General features: G+C 64.0%; 15 protein-coding genes and 1 pseudogene. 7 read left to right on the top strand and 9 right to left on the bottom strand.

Annotation, left to right across the window (positions count from 1 at the left end):
* Positions 1–23 precede the first annotated feature (23 nt).
* The 3 genes from IVA78_RS10775 to IVA78_RS10765 all read right to left on the bottom strand — a co-directional run bounded on the left by IVA78_RS10775 (position 24) and on the right by IVA78_RS10765 (position 2,863).
* Entirely contained in the window at positions 24–1,232 is a 1,209-nt protein-coding gene (locus tag IVA78_RS10775) for a GGDEF domain-containing protein (RefSeq protein WP_247465321.1), read from the bottom strand.
* A gap of 589 nt (positions 1,233–1,821) precedes the next feature.
* Positions 1,822–2,433, bottom strand: a complete 612-nt coding sequence (locus tag IVA78_RS10770) for a LysE family translocator (RefSeq protein WP_247277462.1) — start codon at positions 2,431–2,433, stop codon at positions 1,822–1,824.
* A gap of 55 nt (positions 2,434–2,488) precedes the next feature.
* The gene (locus tag IVA78_RS10765) at positions 2,489–2,863 is read right to left on the bottom strand and encodes a response regulator (RefSeq protein ID WP_247277463.1); all 375 of its coding nucleotides are present in this window, start codon (positions 2,861–2,863) and stop codon (positions 2,489–2,491) included.
* Between the two features lie 154 nt (positions 2,864–3,017).
* Between IVA78_RS10765 and IVA78_RS10760 the strand changes: the two are divergent.
* Positions 3,018–3,143, top strand: a pseudogene (locus IVA78_RS10760) (acetoin dehydrogenase); the annotation flags it as partial.
* 64 nt (positions 3,144–3,207) lie between these two features.
* Here IVA78_RS10760 and IVA78_RS10755 read toward each other — a convergent pair.
* Positions 3,208–4,014, bottom strand: coding sequence for a lytic murein transglycosylase (locus IVA78_RS10755; RefSeq protein WP_247465195.1), 807 nt, complete (start codon positions 4,012–4,014; stop codon positions 3,208–3,210).
* A gap of 740 nt (positions 4,015–4,754) precedes the next feature.
* Here IVA78_RS10755 and IVA78_RS10750 point away from each other — a divergent pair.
* A complete protein-coding gene (locus IVA78_RS10750; protein ID WP_247277465.1) occupies positions 4,755–4,991 on the top strand; it encodes a hypothetical protein in 237 nt (78 codons plus the stop codon).
* Between the two features lie 177 nt (positions 4,992–5,168).
* Here IVA78_RS10750 and rpoD read toward each other — a convergent pair whose 3' ends face one another.
* Positions 5,169–7,301: an RNA polymerase sigma factor RpoD gene (gene rpoD / locus IVA78_RS10745; RefSeq protein ID WP_247277466.1), complete on the bottom strand. Its 2,133-nt coding sequence runs from the start codon at positions 7,299–7,301 to the stop codon at positions 5,169–5,171.
* Between the two features lie 376 nt (positions 7,302–7,677).
* Positions 7,678–9,690 carry a DNA primase gene (dnaG, locus tag IVA78_RS10740; protein ID WP_247277467.1) on the bottom strand — a complete coding sequence of 671 codons (2,013 nt, stop codon included), beginning with the start codon at positions 9,688–9,690 and terminating at the stop codon, positions 7,678–7,680.
* A 263-nt stretch (positions 9,691–9,953) separates the two neighbouring features.
* Between dnaG and IVA78_RS10735 the strand changes: the two genes are divergently transcribed.
* Positions 9,954–10,517 carry a chlorite dismutase family protein gene (locus IVA78_RS10735; RefSeq protein WP_247277468.1) on the top strand — a complete coding sequence of 188 codons (564 nt, stop codon included), beginning with the start codon at positions 9,954–9,956 and terminating at the stop codon, positions 10,515–10,517.
* Here IVA78_RS10735 and IVA78_RS10730 read toward each other — a convergent pair.
* A complete protein-coding gene (locus IVA78_RS10730) occupies positions 10,514–10,912 on the bottom strand; it encodes a gamma-glutamylcyclotransferase family protein (protein ID WP_247277750.1) in 399 nt (132 codons plus the stop codon). The two genes, IVA78_RS10735 and IVA78_RS10730, sit on opposite strands and share 4 nt — an antisense overlap.
* Before the next feature lie 197 nt (positions 10,913–11,109).
* Here IVA78_RS10730 and IVA78_RS10725 point away from each other — a divergent pair, with 197 nt between their 5' ends.
* Positions 11,110–11,913, top strand: coding sequence for an N-formylglutamate amidohydrolase (locus IVA78_RS10725; RefSeq protein ID WP_247414967.1), 804 nt, complete (start codon positions 11,110–11,112; stop codon positions 11,911–11,913).
* Positions 11,914–11,916: 3 nt separating this feature from the next.
* Here IVA78_RS10725 and IVA78_RS10720 read toward each other — a convergent pair whose 3' ends face one another.
* Complete coding sequence (locus IVA78_RS10720; RefSeq protein ID WP_247277469.1) at positions 11,917–12,537, bottom strand: LysE family translocator; 621 nt, start codon at positions 12,535–12,537, stop codon at positions 11,917–11,919.
* A 191-nt stretch (positions 12,538–12,728) separates the two neighbouring features.
* On the opposite strand from IVA78_RS10720, the gene IVA78_RS10715 reads away from it, so the two are divergent.
* Genes IVA78_RS10715 through IVA78_RS10705 form a run of 3 tightly spaced genes read left to right on the top strand, consistent with a single transcriptional unit; the run spans position 12,729 to position 14,015 of the window.
* On the top strand, positions 12,729–13,043 hold the full coding sequence (locus IVA78_RS10715) for a helix-turn-helix domain-containing protein (RefSeq protein ID WP_247277470.1): 315 nt from the start codon (positions 12,729–12,731) through the stop codon (positions 13,041–13,043).
* Positions 13,036–13,506, top strand: coding sequence for an SRPBCC family protein (locus IVA78_RS10710; RefSeq protein ID WP_247277471.1), 471 nt, complete (start codon positions 13,036–13,038; stop codon positions 13,504–13,506). Before IVA78_RS10715 ends, IVA78_RS10710 begins: the two co-directional genes overlap by 8 nt.
* Positions 13,503–14,015, top strand: coding sequence for an SRPBCC family protein (locus IVA78_RS10705; protein ID WP_247277472.1), 513 nt, complete (start codon positions 13,503–13,505; stop codon positions 14,013–14,015). Before IVA78_RS10710 ends, IVA78_RS10705 begins: the two co-directional genes overlap by 4 nt.
* Positions 14,016–14,191: 176 nt before the next feature.
* Here IVA78_RS10705 and IVA78_RS10700 read toward each other — a convergent pair whose 3' ends face one another.
* The gene (locus tag IVA78_RS10700; RefSeq protein WP_247277473.1) at positions 14,192–15,802 is read right to left on the bottom strand and encodes an acyl-CoA synthetase; all 1,611 of its coding nucleotides are present in this window, start codon (positions 15,800–15,802) and stop codon (positions 14,192–14,194) included.
* Between the last annotated feature and the right edge of the window lie 5 nt (positions 15,803–15,807).

Below are 15,807 nucleotides of genomic sequence, written 5' to 3'. Positions count from 1 at the left end.
GCGACCCCTGATGTAGCACGCCCTTACGCGAAGTTGTGCGCGGCCTCACCTCGACCGATCGGCTCGGGCGAGAGCGGCGGGGCCGGATCGTAGACGGCAAGATCGTTCTTGCCGTTCTTCTTGGCAGCGTAGAGGGCGTGGTCGGCACGCGCGATCAGGCGGTCCGGGAATTGACCGATGCCGCGGTCCCACTGCGCAACCCCAATCGAGATCGCGATCGGAATGTCGCGGCTGGTGCAGGCCGCGGCGTCCTGACGGCAGACCTCGAGCACGCGGCGGGCGATCGCGGCAGCCTCGCGCAGCGACGACGACGGCAGCACGATGCAGAACTCGTCGCCGCCGGTACGAGCCAGCATGTCGCCGGGCCTTAGGCGCGTCTGCGCCATCAGCGTGAAGTGCTTCAGGCAGGCGTCGCCCGCGGCATGGCCATGGGTATCGTTGATGGTCTTGAAGCCGTCGAGATCGATCACCAGCAGCGAGAACGGCGCGCCGCCGCGCTCCGAGCGCGCGCATTCCTCGGTCAGGCGCTGCAGCAGATGCCGCCTGTTGGCGACGCCGGTGAGATCGTCGAGCAGCGCGAGGTCGGCAACCTCGTTGCGCAAGCTGTCCATTGCCAGCAGCAGGAAACCGAAATTCAGCGTCATCGACAGGAACAGCAGCCCCAGCACCATGATGGCATGGGTCTGGCCGCCGGCCCGCGCCGAGAGATCGTGGCCAAGCAGATTGCCCACCATACGGGCGGACAGGATCGCGATGATGCTGAGGATGACGATGCCGGACAGCCGCGCGCCGGGGCTGACACGCCCCTCCGGCGACAGCAGGAGGCGCAGCGCCAGCGCCAACGGCAAGGCTTGGCCGAGCGTGTAGCTGAGCATGCGCAGCTGCATGTGCTCGAAGCCGACCGTAAAGACCACGACGCCGGTGAGGCTCAAGCCTCCCGTTGCGGTCATGAGACGCCACGAGACCGGCCGGTCATAGAAGCGCTGAATGCCCATGGCGGCGAGGCAGCTCGCGGCAATGACGCCGGCTGCGCCGAGCAGAAGCGGCAGGGGCGAGGCGACGAACAGACGGATCAGGGCCGTCATGGCGCCGGCCGCGCCGACGAAGGACGAGGCCATCCACAATCGCGCGGCTGCGAATTTCGGATAGGAGCGCGTCACGTAGGCCCAGATCACACCGAGCGCCAGGAAGTTGACGACGAAGACCGTCCACAATGTCGGTACGTTCAGCATGGCGCGTGCAGCACGCGCAGCGTCGCGCCCCCCGTCCCTGGCAGCCGTCCGTCCATCACCCATCCCCGTTTTCTTCCGGCGACAATGCGCGAGTTGCGCTTAATGGAGTCTCACTGCGACTCTTGAAAACGCGCCTTTGGTTTTGGATTCATGAACGGCGCCTGGCTGTTGTCGATCGTTAAGCCTGTCGCAAGCGACGGTGCGCCGACGCGGCGATGCGGATTCGCGCAGCAAAATCACCTGAAAATGCATCTGAGCTGTGGATAACACGATGACACAGATATGACGACGCGGGGCAGAGGAGCGCGAATCTGCTGAGTTTGTCGTCGAGGATGTTGCGAGGCTGGCCCTCCGCCGAGCATCCCTCGTGTCGCGTTCCCACCATTAAACCCTAAGAGGATACTATGGCTAAGAAAGCGAAGAAGGCGGCGAAGAAGAAGGCGAAGAAGGCCAAGAAGGCGAAGAAGAAGTAACGCGGCTTCTTTTTCTTTGCCCGGGTGGAGCCTCGCTCCGCCCGGGCGTCGGGCAAGATCGAGAGTTTGAAGGGTGGCGGGCGCAAGGCCCGCTTTTTTATTGGGAGAAAGAAAGACTACCGCTCCGCGAACGCCAGCTTGGCGCCGAGTGCGGCAAAGCCGGCGGCGAAGCTGCGGCGCAGCCAGGCCATGACGCGGGGCCGGGAGATGACGCGCTCGCGCACCGAGGCAGCGCAGAGGCCATAGACGACGAACACCGCAAAGGTCATCGCCATGAAGGCGCCGCTCAATTCCAGCATCCGCGCCAGCACATGGGCCTCGTCGAGCGCGATGAACTGCGGCAGGAAGGCGAGGAAGAAGATCGACAGTTTGGGATTGAGGATGTTGATCAGGAAGCCGGTGACGATGACGCGGCCGCTCGACCGCTCCTTGATCTTGCCCTCGACCGCGAGCGCACCTCGCTCGCGCAGCGCCTGCCAGGACATGTAGAGCAGATAGGCGACGCCGCACCATTTCAGCGCGGCGAAGGCGAGCGCGCTGGTGTGGAGCACCGCGGCAAGGCCGAGCATCGCCGCCATCATGTGCGGCACAATCCCCAGCGTGCAGCCCAAGGCGGCCGCGATGCTGGCGCGCGAGCCTCGGGTGAGCGCCGCCGCCAGCGTGTAGAGCACGCCGGTGCCGGGCGAGGCGACCACGATGAGCGAGGTGAGCAGGAACGACCAGGTCATGATTGGACGTTATCACCGCGCCTTGCGTCGGAAAAGCGATGGTCGGCAACGGCCCTCAGGACAGCTGCGCGATCTCGGCCTCGCGCAACACATCGAGCGGCGCCCACGGCTTGGCCCAGAACTTGGCACCGTCAGGCAGCGCCTGCATCAGAGGCCGCCCGGAGGTGACGACGACGTCGAGCTTCGGATTACGGTCCTTGGCGAGATGAGCGAGTTCGACCCCGTTCATGCGGCCAGCGAGCTGAACGTCAGTCAGCATCAGGCAGAGTGCGCCCGCATTCTTCTCCAGCACGCGTTCGGCCGCCTCCGCGCTCTCGCACTGGATCACGTCGTACCCACTTTCCTCGAGGAGAACGCAAAGCATCTCCCGCTGCATGTGGTCGTCTTCGACGATCAGCGCTGTTGCACGAAAAGGCTGTGCCTGTCCCATGAGCGGCTCCCAATGCTTGCTTCGTATCGTATGTTAAAGGCCCAAATCGGTCGTGGTTCAGTTCCATTCTGAAAAAATGTAAATCATAGTTCCCGCTTTCCGGACTTGGCGAGGAGATCCATGACTGCGATTCGCGGCGCCGCCGCCATGACCGGAGAACGCGGCGAAGACCACGCCGAAGGATGCCGCCCTGCGCATCATCAGAGGCATCGAGAGGAACGAGCCTCGCATCCTGATCGGCAACGACGCCCGTTTCATGGATCTGCTCCAGCGCTTGCGCCTGGGCGCGGCGCGACAGCAGCGCGACGCCCCGTCATTTGCGAGCCTAGTTAGCCATGGCCCCCTCACTGCCCCATCAGCCGATCCGCGAAATACCCGATCGTCTTGCGATAGACCACCGCCCTGTTCCACTCGCGCATTGCTTCGAAATTCGGCGTGCCTTCGCCGTAAGGCTGGCCCATCTTGAAGCCGCTGGTGTGGAGCAGGTTCGCAGTCGAGGCGAGCACGTCGGGAACGCTGTGGCGGAGGTCGACATGGCCGTCGCCGTCGAAATCGACGCCGTATTTGATGTAGGACGACGGCAGGAACTGGGTCTGGCCGATCTCGCCGGCATAGGCGCCGATGAGATCGCGCAGCGGCAGGTCGCCGCGCTGCACGATCTTGAGCGCGGCGAGCAGTTCGCCCTGGAACAGATCGGTACGGCGGCAGTCATGCGCCAGGGTTGCCAGCGTGCGGATCACCGGCAGCTTGCCGGTATCGCCCTTGCCGAAATCGCTCTCCAGCCCCCAGATCGCGACCAGGATGTAGCGGGGCACGCCGAACTTCTGCTCGATCCGCGAGAGCAGCGCGGCATGGCGCTGGAGCAGCGCCCGCCCGCCATTGATGCGGCCGGGGCCGACGCGGGTCGAGACGTACTGTTCGAAGCTCTTATTGAAGGTGTGGCGCTGGCGCCGATCGAAGGCGAGCACGGCGCCATCCTGGGTCACACCACTGAGCGCCGCATTGGTCACGCTCGCCGAAACGCCGGCGGCTTGCGCCTCCGCGGCCATGCTGGCGACGAAAGCTTTGAAGTCGCCGCCGCAGCGCGCGGCCTGCGCCGACCCACCGGCCAGACAGACGATGGAGGCGATGGCCAAAGCGTGTCTCAACATGCCGGAAAATCCTCTGAAGAATGAGCGCGCAAAGTAGCGCGCGATCATGCCCGGGAACCGAATTGGCGTCAAAGCAGCAAAGCCTCGCCGTGAAGGCGCGCGAGCTTGATCCGCGTCGACATCGTATCCAAGCGACGCGAGATGGACGATTGTCCGACACTCTCCTCTCGTCGTTCCGGGCGGCGTTTAACGAGTCGCGCGCAGCGGCCCGGTGGCCGCAAGCCCGAATCATGCATGACGCAACAACGTCGCAGCTCCATGGATTCTCAGATGCGCAGGGCGCAGCCCTTGGGACATGCACCGCGATAGTGGACCTCGATTCAGTTGCGCTGCATTGCGACGGCCCGAACAATGAACAAAGTGATTTGGTGATCCAAACTATTGTTGCGACGCGCATCAAGTCGGCATGCCGCGGCCAACGCATATCTGATCCGCCCGCTGCGACATCAACGCCGCCACGATTTGCCTTGCCATCGCACGGCGCCTTCGATAGTCTTCTATTTTAGGTTGTCACCCCCGCCAGCCCCGGGCGACACTGAAGACCAAAGATAACTGACGGCCAAAGATAAACGGCGGGCTTTGGCCCGCCGCCTACTGGGGTTCACATCGACGCCTGTCACTCCGAGGCAACGACATCTGATCCGGCAGCCGCGCCGGGCATCCTTGCCTTCAATGCATTGCCGACGTCGATAACCGCCGAAGTCATTTGACTGCGGCGCCCTGATCGACGACAAGCCGCCATGGCCAAGAAACCCGGAACCAATCCCAAAGGCGAGTTCGCCTTCTTCAACGTCGTCTATGAGGACGATACCCAGCGCTCCAACCGCCGCGTGCCCACCGAGCTGCTCGGCGGCCTCGACGGCGACGAGCCCGCCCGCGGCTTCATCATGGAGCAGGACCGCGAGATCGCCGAAAAGAGCGGTCGGCCGCCGCTCGAGATCAAGCGGATTGAGCGGGTCGGGGTGAAGAAGAAGTAGGCAGACATCGGCAGCGCTCACCAGCGCCGCATATTGCAGACAAGCAGCCGATAGAAAGCAGATGAAGCTTCTTGGCTGAACGCTACTGGTAGACAGGCACGAACAAAAACGGCGGGCTTGCGCCTGCCGTTTCGTCCGGATGGATGCCCGGGTCAGGCCGGGGCCTGACGATCGGAATTAATTATCCAAGAAGCTGCGCAGCTTCCGCGACCTTGACGGATGCTTCAGCTTGCGCAGCGCCTTGGCTTCGATCTGGCGAATGCGTTCGCGCGTCACGCTGAACTGCTGGCCGACTTCTTCCAACGTGTGGTCGGTATTCATGCCGATGCCGAAGCGCATGCGCAGGACACGCTCTTCGCGCGGCGTCAGAGATGCCAGCACGCGCGTCGTGGTCTCGCGCAGGTTGGACTGGATCGCGGCGTCGATGGGGAGGATCGCGTTCTTGTCCTCGATGAAATCGCCGAGGTGCGAATCCTCTTCGTCACCGACCGGCGTCTCCAGCGACAGCGGCTCCTTGGCGATCTTGAGGACCTTGCGGACCTTTTCGAGCGGCATGCCGAGCTTCTCGGCGAGCTCTTCCGGAGTCGGCTCGCGGCCGATCTCATTGAGCATCTGGCGCGAGGTGCGCACGATCTTGTTGATCGTCTCGATCATGTGCACGGGGATGCGGATGGTGCGCGCCTGGTCGGCGATCGAGCGGGTGATCGCCTGCCGAATCCACCACGTGGCGTAGGTCGAGAACTTGTAGCCGCGGCGATACTCGAACTTGTCGACCGCCTTCATCAGGCCGATGTTGCCTTCCTGGATCAGGTCGAGGAATTGCAGGCCGCGGTTGGTGTACTTTTTGGCGATCGAGATCACCAGACGGAGGTTGGCTTCCACCATCTCCTTCTTGGCCTGGCGTGCCTCGCGCTCGCCCTTCTGTACGGAGTGCACGATCTTGCGGAACTCGACGATCTCGAGGCCGGTCAGGGCGGCGAGCTGATGCACTTCGTGACGAAGGTCCTTGATGCGGTCCTTCTCGTGATGAACGAAATTCTTCCAGCCCTTGGCCGAGAGTTTCGAGACGCGGTTGAGCCAACGCGGATCGAGCTCCGAGCCGGTGTAGTTGCGCAAAAAGTCCTCGCGCGCGACGCCGTGGCTGTCGGCAAGACGCATCAAGCGGCCCTCGTAGGAGACGAGGCGCTTGTTGATGTCGTAGAGCTGCTCGACCAGCGAGTCGATACGGGCTTGGTTGAGGCGGAGCGACTTCACCTCGACGATGATCTCGTCCTTCAGCTTCTTGTACTTGCGCTCCTGGTGCGGCGAGAGCGACTCGTTCTGGAGCTGGTTCTGGATGTCCTGCTCCTGAAGCTTGCGCAGCTTCTTATAGCTGTCGGCGATCTTGTCGAAGATCTCGACCACCTTCGGCTTGAGCTCGGCCTCGATTGCCGCGAGCGACATCTGGTTCTCGAACTCGTCGTCGTCCATGTCGGACTCGGCGGCGGACTCGGCTGGATCCTTGTCTTCGCCGGCTTCAGTGCCACCGGGCGCAGGCGCGGCGCGGAACGGGGTGGGCGACGGCGGCGCGGCGGGCGGCGCGACATGCGCGGGGGCAGCGGCGGACGCGGTGGCTTCGCCACCCTCGGCCGGCGCTTCGCCGTTCGGGCCGGCGATCATCGCGGTGTTCATGCCGCCCTTGGCGTCAGGGCCGGCATAGGTCGCTTCGAGATCGATGATGTCGCGGAGGAAGATCTTGCCTTCGTTGAGCTCGTCCCGCCAGATGATGATGGCCTGGAACGTCAGCGGGCTTTCGCACAGACCCGCGATCATCGCCTCGCGGCCGGCCTCGATGCGCTTTGCAATGGCGATTTCGCCCTCGCGGGACAGCAGCTCGACCGTGCCCATCTCGCGCAGATACATGCGCACCGGATCGTCGGTGCGCTCGCCCGGCTCGCTCTTCTTGACCTCGGTGACGGCCTTCTGGGTGACCTCGACGAGCTCGTTGTCGGTCTCGTCCTCGCCCTCGTCCTTGTCTTCCTCGCCTTCGGTGTCGTCGGCTTCGGTGACGTTGATGCCCATGTCCGAGAGCATCGACATGATGTCCTCGATCTGTTCGGGCGAGGTCTGGTCGGACGGCAAGACTTCGTTGAGCTGATCAAAGGTCACGAAGCCGCGCTTCTTGGCCTGCTTGATCATCTTCTTCACGGCGGCGTCGGACAGGTCGAGCAAGGGCGAGGGCGCGTCCTGGGAGTCCTTCTCCGGCGCATCCGCTGCCTTGTCGTCCTTTTCCTTGTCCTTCGCCTGCAGCGTCTTTGCCTTGGTGGCCATCCATTGCTCCTCAACGCGCTTCAATGCAGACGGCGCGCCCCGCCTGCCTGAATTCACATGAACCTGTTGCTCGACGCTCTCGCTTCGGCAGCTCTCGACACGGAAAGGGCGGCGCACAAACTTCTCGCCACCCCCAACTTTCTCTCGCCGGATTTGCCTAACGCTTCGTGAGCCTCTTTGTCGCAGCGGATGCAGGTGTAGTGCCAACAGCGGTTGCGCGGATTCATTCCTGACGCGTCTGTTCTGCCTGCGGCCGCCTTCGGGCCAAAGTGCTACAAGACCGTTAAGCCTCGATTAACCCTGTTTCTGCCGCCAAACCAAGGATTTGGCGAGTCTTTTAGCGGTTCCGACCCCGGCCGTCCGCATGATTCTTTCATTACATGCTCTTCTGGAGCCGACCCGACAGTTCGCCAAAACCCTCGATCAGGGCCTCGGTACCGTCGACTTCGCCCATCCGAGCCTTGACGTCACGCAGCCACGCTAAATTGGCCTCGCTGGGGTCCTCCCCCAGGGCCAGCTCAGCGTCCTTCAGCTCTCTAAGTAGTGAATGCCATTGCCGATGCAAGGCAACCAGCTGATGCCAGGTGGCAAGAACGTCATCCCGCGCCGCGCCCTCCCGGGCGCCCCACACCGCCGCGGTCGTGATGCCGTTCTCAACCCTTTGAAGAACTTGCGAAAATCCGCCCTTCTCGAGGTCGCCCCGCATCTTCTCGGCCTGCTCGCCCGGGTCCGGTGAGTGGTGATGATCGTTGGCGAAGGCGGCGATGATGCCGGCCCTGAGTTTATGGGCTTCGGGATGGGCCAGCTCCAGGGCGGCCACCTCCTCCAAGTGCTCATGCAGCAGCCAGGGGTGGTTGATCAGGCATTGCAGGATCAGGGCCTCCCGGCGGGAGATGGCACTGCGCTGGCCGCGCATGATCGGGCTTGCCGCCAGCTGAGGGCTCGCCGCCTGGTATGGACCGGACGGCAGCGGGACGGGACCGGGCGGGCCGCGGCGGGCGCCACCAAATCCCTGGCCACCGAATCGATTCGCGCCTCCCCCACCCCTGGGCTGGAACGGCCGGCCGCCGCCACCTTGGCGGAAACTGCCCCGGCCGCCAAAGCCGCCGCGCCCGCCTTCGGGGGCAAAGGCGCGCTGGAGCCGATTGGCAAAGTCGTCGCGGTAATAGCGCCGCACCACCTCGTCGCGGATGCCGTTGGAGAGCTCCTTGATGCGCGCCTCCAGAGCGGCGCGGCGCTCGGGCGTGGCAAAATTGCCGCCTTCGAGCTCGCGCGACCAGATCATCTCCGCGAGCGGTCGCGCCGCCGCGATCACGTCCTCGATCGCGCCGCGGCCACCCGAGCGAACGAGATCGTCGGGGTCCTGCCCCTCCGGCAGCAGCGCAAAGCGCAGGCTCTTGCCCGGCGCGAGGAACGGCAAGGCAAGGTCCGCGGCGCGGTAAGCCGCCTTCTGGCCGGCGCGGTCGCCGTCGAAGCAGAGGATCGGCTCGTCCGCCATCTTCCACAGCAGCGCGAGCTGGCTTTCGGTGAGCGCAGTGCCGAGCGGCGCGACGGTGCCTGCGAAGCCCGCGGTGACCATGGCGATGACGTCGACATAGCCTTCGACCACGATCAGGGCGCCGCCGTCATGGGTGGCTTTGCGCGCGGTCTGGTGGTTGTAGAGATTGTCGCCCTTGTGGAAGAGCGGCGTCTCCGGCGAGTTCAGATATTTGGCCGGAACGTCCTTCTCCAGCGCGCGCCCGCCGAAGGCGATGACGCGGCCGCGCAAATCCGTGATCGGAAACATCACGCGGTCGCGGAAGCGGTCGTACGGCACCGGAATGTCGTCGCCGGCGACGAGCAGGCCGGTCTCGACCATGTCGTCAACGGACACGCCAAGCTTGCCAAGATGCTCCTTCAGCGCGAAGCGGTCGGGCGGCGCATAGCCGAGGCGGAACTGCAATTGCGTCGCCGGCGAGATGGCGCGATCGGCCAGATAGCCGCGCGCTTTGGCACCTAAGCGCGACGCCAGCGTCTCGGCGAAGAATTTTGCTGCAAGATCCATGACGTCATGCAGCGATTTGCGCCGCTGCTCATGCCGGGCCGCATCCGGCGTCACCGCCGGCAGCGGCAGTCCCGCCATATTGGCGAGCCGCTCGACGGCCTCGGCGAACGGCACGCCGTCGGTCTCCATCACGAAGTTGATGATGTCGCCGTGCTTGCCGGAGGAGAAATCGTGGTAAAAGCCCTTCTGGTCGTTGACGTAGAAGGACGGCGTCTTCTCCTGCTGGAACGGCGATAACCCCTTCCACTCCCGCCCCGCCTTCTTCAGCTTGACGCGCTTGCCGACGACTTCGGAGACCGAAAGCCGGGCACGAAGCTCGTCGAGGAATTGGGGCGTGAAGCGCATGAGATCCAGTCTTGCCCGAGCGAGATGAGCCGGGCCAAGATCAGGCATATAGGTGCCGCCTGCGCAAAAGTCAGGTTTGTCGGGATTATACGCGCTGTTCACAGCCCCGCGTTATTCCGGGGCGCGCAGAGCACGAGCCTGGAATCAATGGCGCCACCGGACCGCTGGCAGAAATGGATTTCCGGGCTCGCGCTTCGGGCGCCCCGCAAATGACGGTGGAGAGAGGCCTTGAACCGCGCCCGGTTCCACGCTTCCATACCCCCATGTTCAGGACCTTTCGAGGCGGCCAGAGCGGGGGCTGGCGCGTGACGTCAATCTCGCCCGTGAGGGGCGAGCCCCTGCCCTTCGTGCCGGCGCTGTCGGTGACCGACAGCGAGGCCGTCTCGTTGCCGCTGGTGCCCTCGCGCAACGCCTGGCGGCTGGTCGGCGTCGCGAGCAGCTTGCGTTACACCGAGCGGCCTGAGAAGCAGCAGCTCGTCGCCGTGCAGGCCGGCCTCGGCCGGTTAGAGGCGACCAGCGCAGCGCTGATCCCGATCCGCAAGTCGCAGGCCTGGTGGGAGCTGACGCAGGAAGAGCGCCGCAAGATCTTCGAGGACAGATCGCACCACATCGCGAGCAGCCTGCGCTACCTGCCCGCCATCGCGCGCCAGCTCTATCATTGCCGCGACCTCGGCAGCCCCTTCGACTTTCTGACCTGGTTCGAATTCGCACCGGTTGATGCTGCGCTGTTCGAAGAGCTGGTGGCGATGCTGCGGCAGACCGAGGAGTGGACCTATGTCGAGCGCGAGGTCGACGTGCGCATGGTGAAGGAGGTGCTGTCGGCCTAATGCTTCAGGAAGCGGCCGGACACGATGCGCGGAAGATCGGTGACGGGCCAGTTGTAGACATAGGTCCAGGCCTTGCTGCTGGTGCCGTCCGGCAGCGACACGTCGATCAGCTGGCGCAGATATTCGGTCGGCTCCGGAAAGCCTTCGCCGCAGGCCTCGTACATGTCGAGCTCGCGCAGCAGCTCGTCGCCCGCGCGCAAGTGAAAGAGCTCACCATGGACGATGTCGGACGGCGCGTCCGACAGCAATAGCCCCGGATAATGCTTCACCAGGACGAGCCGACCGCGGCAGGTCGCATCGGCAAGGAAATCCGCATGAGCCGCGAGCAGCCGCGCCATCGGATGATCGAAGCCGCGCATCAGGGTGCCGTAGACGAAGAGACGATCGCAGGTCATCCGGTGTGTATAGCTGGCAATGGCGCGGAACGACAACGCCGCATATTCGCTGTCGTCCTGGCGAAAGCCAGGACCACGATGTACAGGCAATGACGCTCTCAGCGGCATCCTCGGTCGAGCATGGTGATTTGAAGCGAACCGATCTATACCGATTTTCTTCGAACTTCAGGGCGGCAGTTTTTCCATAGGCAATCAGGATGGCTCTAGATACGGCCGACGCGACCGATCAACTCCTCGGCGAGGGCGACATTGCGCCAGTGCATGAGGTGAATACGGCAGGCCAATCGCCCTTCCTGCTCACCGCGGATCATTACGGGCGGGTGCTGCCGCGCGCGCTCGGCAATCTCGGTGTCGCGGAAAGCGAGCTTGTGAGGCACATCGCCTGGGACATCGGCATCGCCGGCGTCGCCGAGCGGCTCGCAAAAATGCTCGACGCGCATCTGATCGCGCAGCGCTATTCGCGGCTCGTGATCGACTGCAACCGCCCGCCCGCCGCTGTGAGCTCGATCCCCGTGATCTCTGAAGCCACCGCGATTCCGCGCAACGAGGGTATTTCGGAGTGGGAGCGCGAGGCGCGGCGGCGCGAGATTTTCGCGCCCTATCATCATCGCATCGACGCCGCCCTCAACCGCCGCCTGCGCGACAAGCGGCCGACAGCACTGGTGTCGCTGCACAGCTTTACGCCGGTCTATGCCGGCGTCGCGCGGCCCTGGCACGTCGGCGCCCTGTATAACCGCGACACCGTGCTGCCGCAGCTTCTCTTGAAACATCTCCGCGCTGAAAGCGATCTCGTCGTCGGCGACAACGAGCCCTATGCGGTGAACGACCTCACCGACTACACCATCCCCGTGCACGGCGAGGCGCGGGGCCTCGTCAACACCGGCATCGAGATCCGCCAGGATCTGATCGCCGACCAGTCCGGCCAGCAGCAATGGGCGGAACGGCTGGCGCGGATCCTTGCCGAGATCGAGGTTGAGCTGAAGGCGGAGCTGTTGGTGTAAGCCTCACTTCGCCCTGGTCAGCGCCAGCCAGATGCCGCCGCCGATCATGAAGCCGCCGGAAATGCGCGACATCATCCGCGTGCGGCGGGCCGAGAAGAATTTTCGGGCGCGGCCGGCGGCGATGGCGTAGAGCGCGTCGGTCATGACCGCCGTGACCATGAAGGTGGCACCAAGCAGCGCGACTTGCGGAAAGTGCGGGTGGTTCATGTCCATGAACTGCGGAATGAAGGCGCCGAAGAACACCAGCACTTTAGGGTTCGACAGCAGCACCAGGAATCCTTGCAGGAAGAAGCCGCCGCGCGGCGGCGGAGGCGGCGCGTCGACGTCAACGCCGTCGACCGGCGTCCAGATCAACTTGATGCCGAGCCACACCAGATAGGCGGCGCCAGCAAAGCGTACCCAGTCAAACCAGTACCCCATGGTCGCCATCAGCGAGGTCAGACCGACCGCGACGATGCCAATCACGATGGCAAGACCCGCTTGCGCGCCGGCAACGTTGGTGAGCGCCGCGCGGGTGCCGTGCCGCAGGCCGTTGGCAATGACGAGCGTGACGATCGGCCCCGGCAGCAACGCCAGCGCGATGCAGGCAGCGACGAAGGCGAGATAGGCTTGCATGGACATCATGGGGAGGACTCGCTGCGGTTTGTACGCATTAATGCATGGCGGAGGCCGGAACGGAAGCTCGCAGATCTCGTGTTCCCGCTTGCGGGGAGCTCTTCGCCTCGTCCCGCAGCGGAGAGATTGCACGCGACCAAAAACATGATTTCTCAAGCGCCGCTTGACATGCAACCATTTGGTTGCCTATCATCATAACCATGGATGAGGTCTTCAAAGCGCTCGCCGATGCGTCACGACGGTCGCTGCTGGACAGGCTTCACACCCGGAACGGCCAGACCCTGAACGAGCTCTGCGAAGGCCTTGCCATGACGCGTCAGGCGGTGACCAAGCACCTTGGCATTCTGGAGGAGGCCAATCTCGTCACCACCATCAGGCATGGCCGCGAGAAGCTGCACTATCTCAACCCCGTGCCGATCCATCAGATCGGCGAACGCTGGATCAGGAAATTCGAGCGCGGCAAGCTCGCCGCACTTAGCGAGTTGAAACGTCAGCTGGAGAAACGCGATGAGTAAGCCGGAATTCGTCTACGTCACCTACATCGAGACCACACCGGAAAAGGCTTGGGAGGCGCTAACCAACAGCGCGTTTACGCGGCAGTACTGGTTCGGCGCCGAGGTCAGATCCGACTGGAAGGTAGGCTCTTCCTTCGCCCTCACGCTCGACGGCGAGATCACCGATTCCGGCGAAATCCTCGAGGCCGATCCGCCGCGGCGATTGTCCTACAGTTTCAAGCACCAGAAATACGAGGAGCTGCGCGGCGAGCCGATATCGCGTGTCGTCTTCACCATCGAACCGTTCGGCTCGCTGGTGCGTTTGACCGTGCTGCATGACGGTTTTGTCGAGGGCGGCAAGTATCTCGGCGCCGTCTCCAATGGCTGGCCGGCGATCCTGTCCGGGCTCAAGAGCCTGCTGGAGAGAGGCAAAGTACTCGCCATCCCGCGCACGGCGCTCAACAAGGGATTCGACGCAAAATGAAGCTCGAGCAGTTCACGCCGCTGACTGTCTACACCATCTACATCGCCTCCACGCCCGAGAAGGTGTGGGAGGCGCTGACTTCGGCAGAGTTCAGCCGACAGTATTTCTTCGGCAATGCCGTCGAGGTCGAGCCACGGCTCGGCGGCGCCTTCATCGTGCGCACGCCCGACGGCGCCGTGCACATCAGCGGCGAGGTCCTCGCCTACGATCCGCCGCGAAAGCTCGCGGTCACGTTCAACGTGAACTGGCCCGATCTGATCGAGAAGCTCGGCCCGACCCTCGTCACCTACGAGATCGCACAGGCCGGCGATGCCGTCCGGCTCACCATGAGCGAAGGCCACGACCGCCCGCTCAGCGATGACATTCTTGCAGGCGGGCGCTCCGGCTGGCCGGCGATCCTGTCGAGCCTCAAGAGCCTGCTCGAGACCGGCAAGCCGCTGGTCGTCAAGCCGGGCCCGCCGCAGCGGATGCTCGATGCGCTGAAGGCGATGGGGATCAAGACGCCGTAGGGCGACGGCCTCCGTGTCGTCGTCCCGGACAAAGCGCGCCTCAAGCGCGCGCCGATCCGGGCGCCATAGCGAAAGGGTGAAGTTTTTGGCGAAGACTCGTGGTTACGGCTTCGCGCCAACAACATCCCATACGGCTATGGGCCCGCGGCTTGAGGCGTCTTTGCCATTGTCAGAGGCTAACCTTTCGCCCGCAGCTCGCGCCGCAGCACCTTGCCGGTGGCGGTCATCGGCAGCGTCTCCGCGAAGGCGACGAAGCGCGGATATTCGTGCGCGGCGAGCTGCACCTTGACGAACTCCTGGATCTCGTGCGCGAGTGCGTCGCTGCCGGTGAAGCCGGGGCGCAGCACGATCCAAGCCTTGATCGATTCGGTCCGGATCGGATCGGGAATGCCGACCACCGCGGCCATCGCCACGGACGGATGCTTCATCAGCGTGTGCTCGATCTCGGACGGGCCGACGCGATAGCCGGCGGTGGTGATGACGTCGTCCTCGCGGCTGACATACCAGAAATAGCCGTCCTCATCCTGCACGCCGAGATCGCCGGTGAGCAGGAATTCGCCGGCATATTTCTTCGCCGTCGCCTCCGGATTGCGCCAATATTCGAGCATGGTGACGGGACATGGCTGGCGCACGCCGATGATGCCGCGCTGACCGCGCGCCAATTCCTCGCCCTTGTCGTTGACGATGCGAACGTCGAAGCCTGGCGTCGCCTTGCCCATCGCGCCGGGGCGGATCGGAAACAGGTTGGAATTGCTGCCAATCACCAGGTTGCATTCGGTCTGGCCGAACACTTCGTGCGCATCGATGCCGAAGGTCTCGCGCACCCAGCCGAGCAATTCGCCACCCAGAGATTCACCCCCGGTAAAAATGCTGCGCAGCTTGACGCCGGGGTGCTTCACACCGGCCTGTCGCATCAGCTTCAGTGCCGTCGGCGGCAGAAAGACATTGCGCACGCCGAGATCGGCCATCATCTGCATCGCTGCCTGCGGCTCGAATTTGCGCGCGCGATGACCGACCAGGGGAATGCCGTGATACCAGAACGCCAAGAGGCCGTTGACGAGGCCGCCGATCCAGGCCCAGTCCGCCGGCGTCCACATAAGATCGCCGGCGCGCGGCAGGAAGTTGTGGCACATCTCCACATTCGGCAGATGGCCGAGCACGACGCGGTGCGCATGCAGGGCGCCTTTGGGATTGCCGGTCGTGCCAGAGGTATAGATGATCAGTGCGGGATCATCGGCGGAGGTGTCGACCCGCACGAAATCGGGTGAGGCCGCTTTCACCGAATCCCAGAACGATTTCGCGCCTGCCGGAACGCGCTCGCCGACAACATAGACGTTCGTCAGCTCCGGCAGGCGATCGCGGATCCTCGACAGCTTCTCCCAGCCTCCTTCGTCAGTCACGATCGCCTTGGCCTCGGAATTCGACAGGCGGAATTCCAGCGCGTCCTCGCCGAACAGCGCGAATAGCGGAATCGAGATCAGGCCTGTCCGGAACGCAGCCATGTGTACGATCGGCAGCTCCAATGACTGCGACAGGAACACCGCGACGCGGTCACCGCGCGACAGCCCATCCGCCTTCAGCACGTTGGCGAAGCGGCGCGACATCTCGGCGACCTCGTCAAAGGACGTGCGCGTGGTCACGCGGTTCTCGTCGACATAGATCAGCGCGAGCCGGCCGCTGCCGTCGGCATGGCGATCGCAGCACGCCTCCGCGATGTTGAATCGCGCCGGAATGTCCCAGCGGAAATTGCGATAGAGCTCGTCGTAAGTTGCGGCTTCGGTCAGCATGGCAG

The organism is Bradyrhizobium sp. 137 (assembly GCF_023074095.1).
In the GTDB taxonomy this organism is placed as follows: domain Bacteria; phylum Pseudomonadota; class Alphaproteobacteria; order Rhizobiales; family Xanthobacteraceae; genus Bradyrhizobium.
Note: the sequence above shows the minus strand (reverse complement) of the source record. Positions and strands in the feature narration are given on the sequence as shown.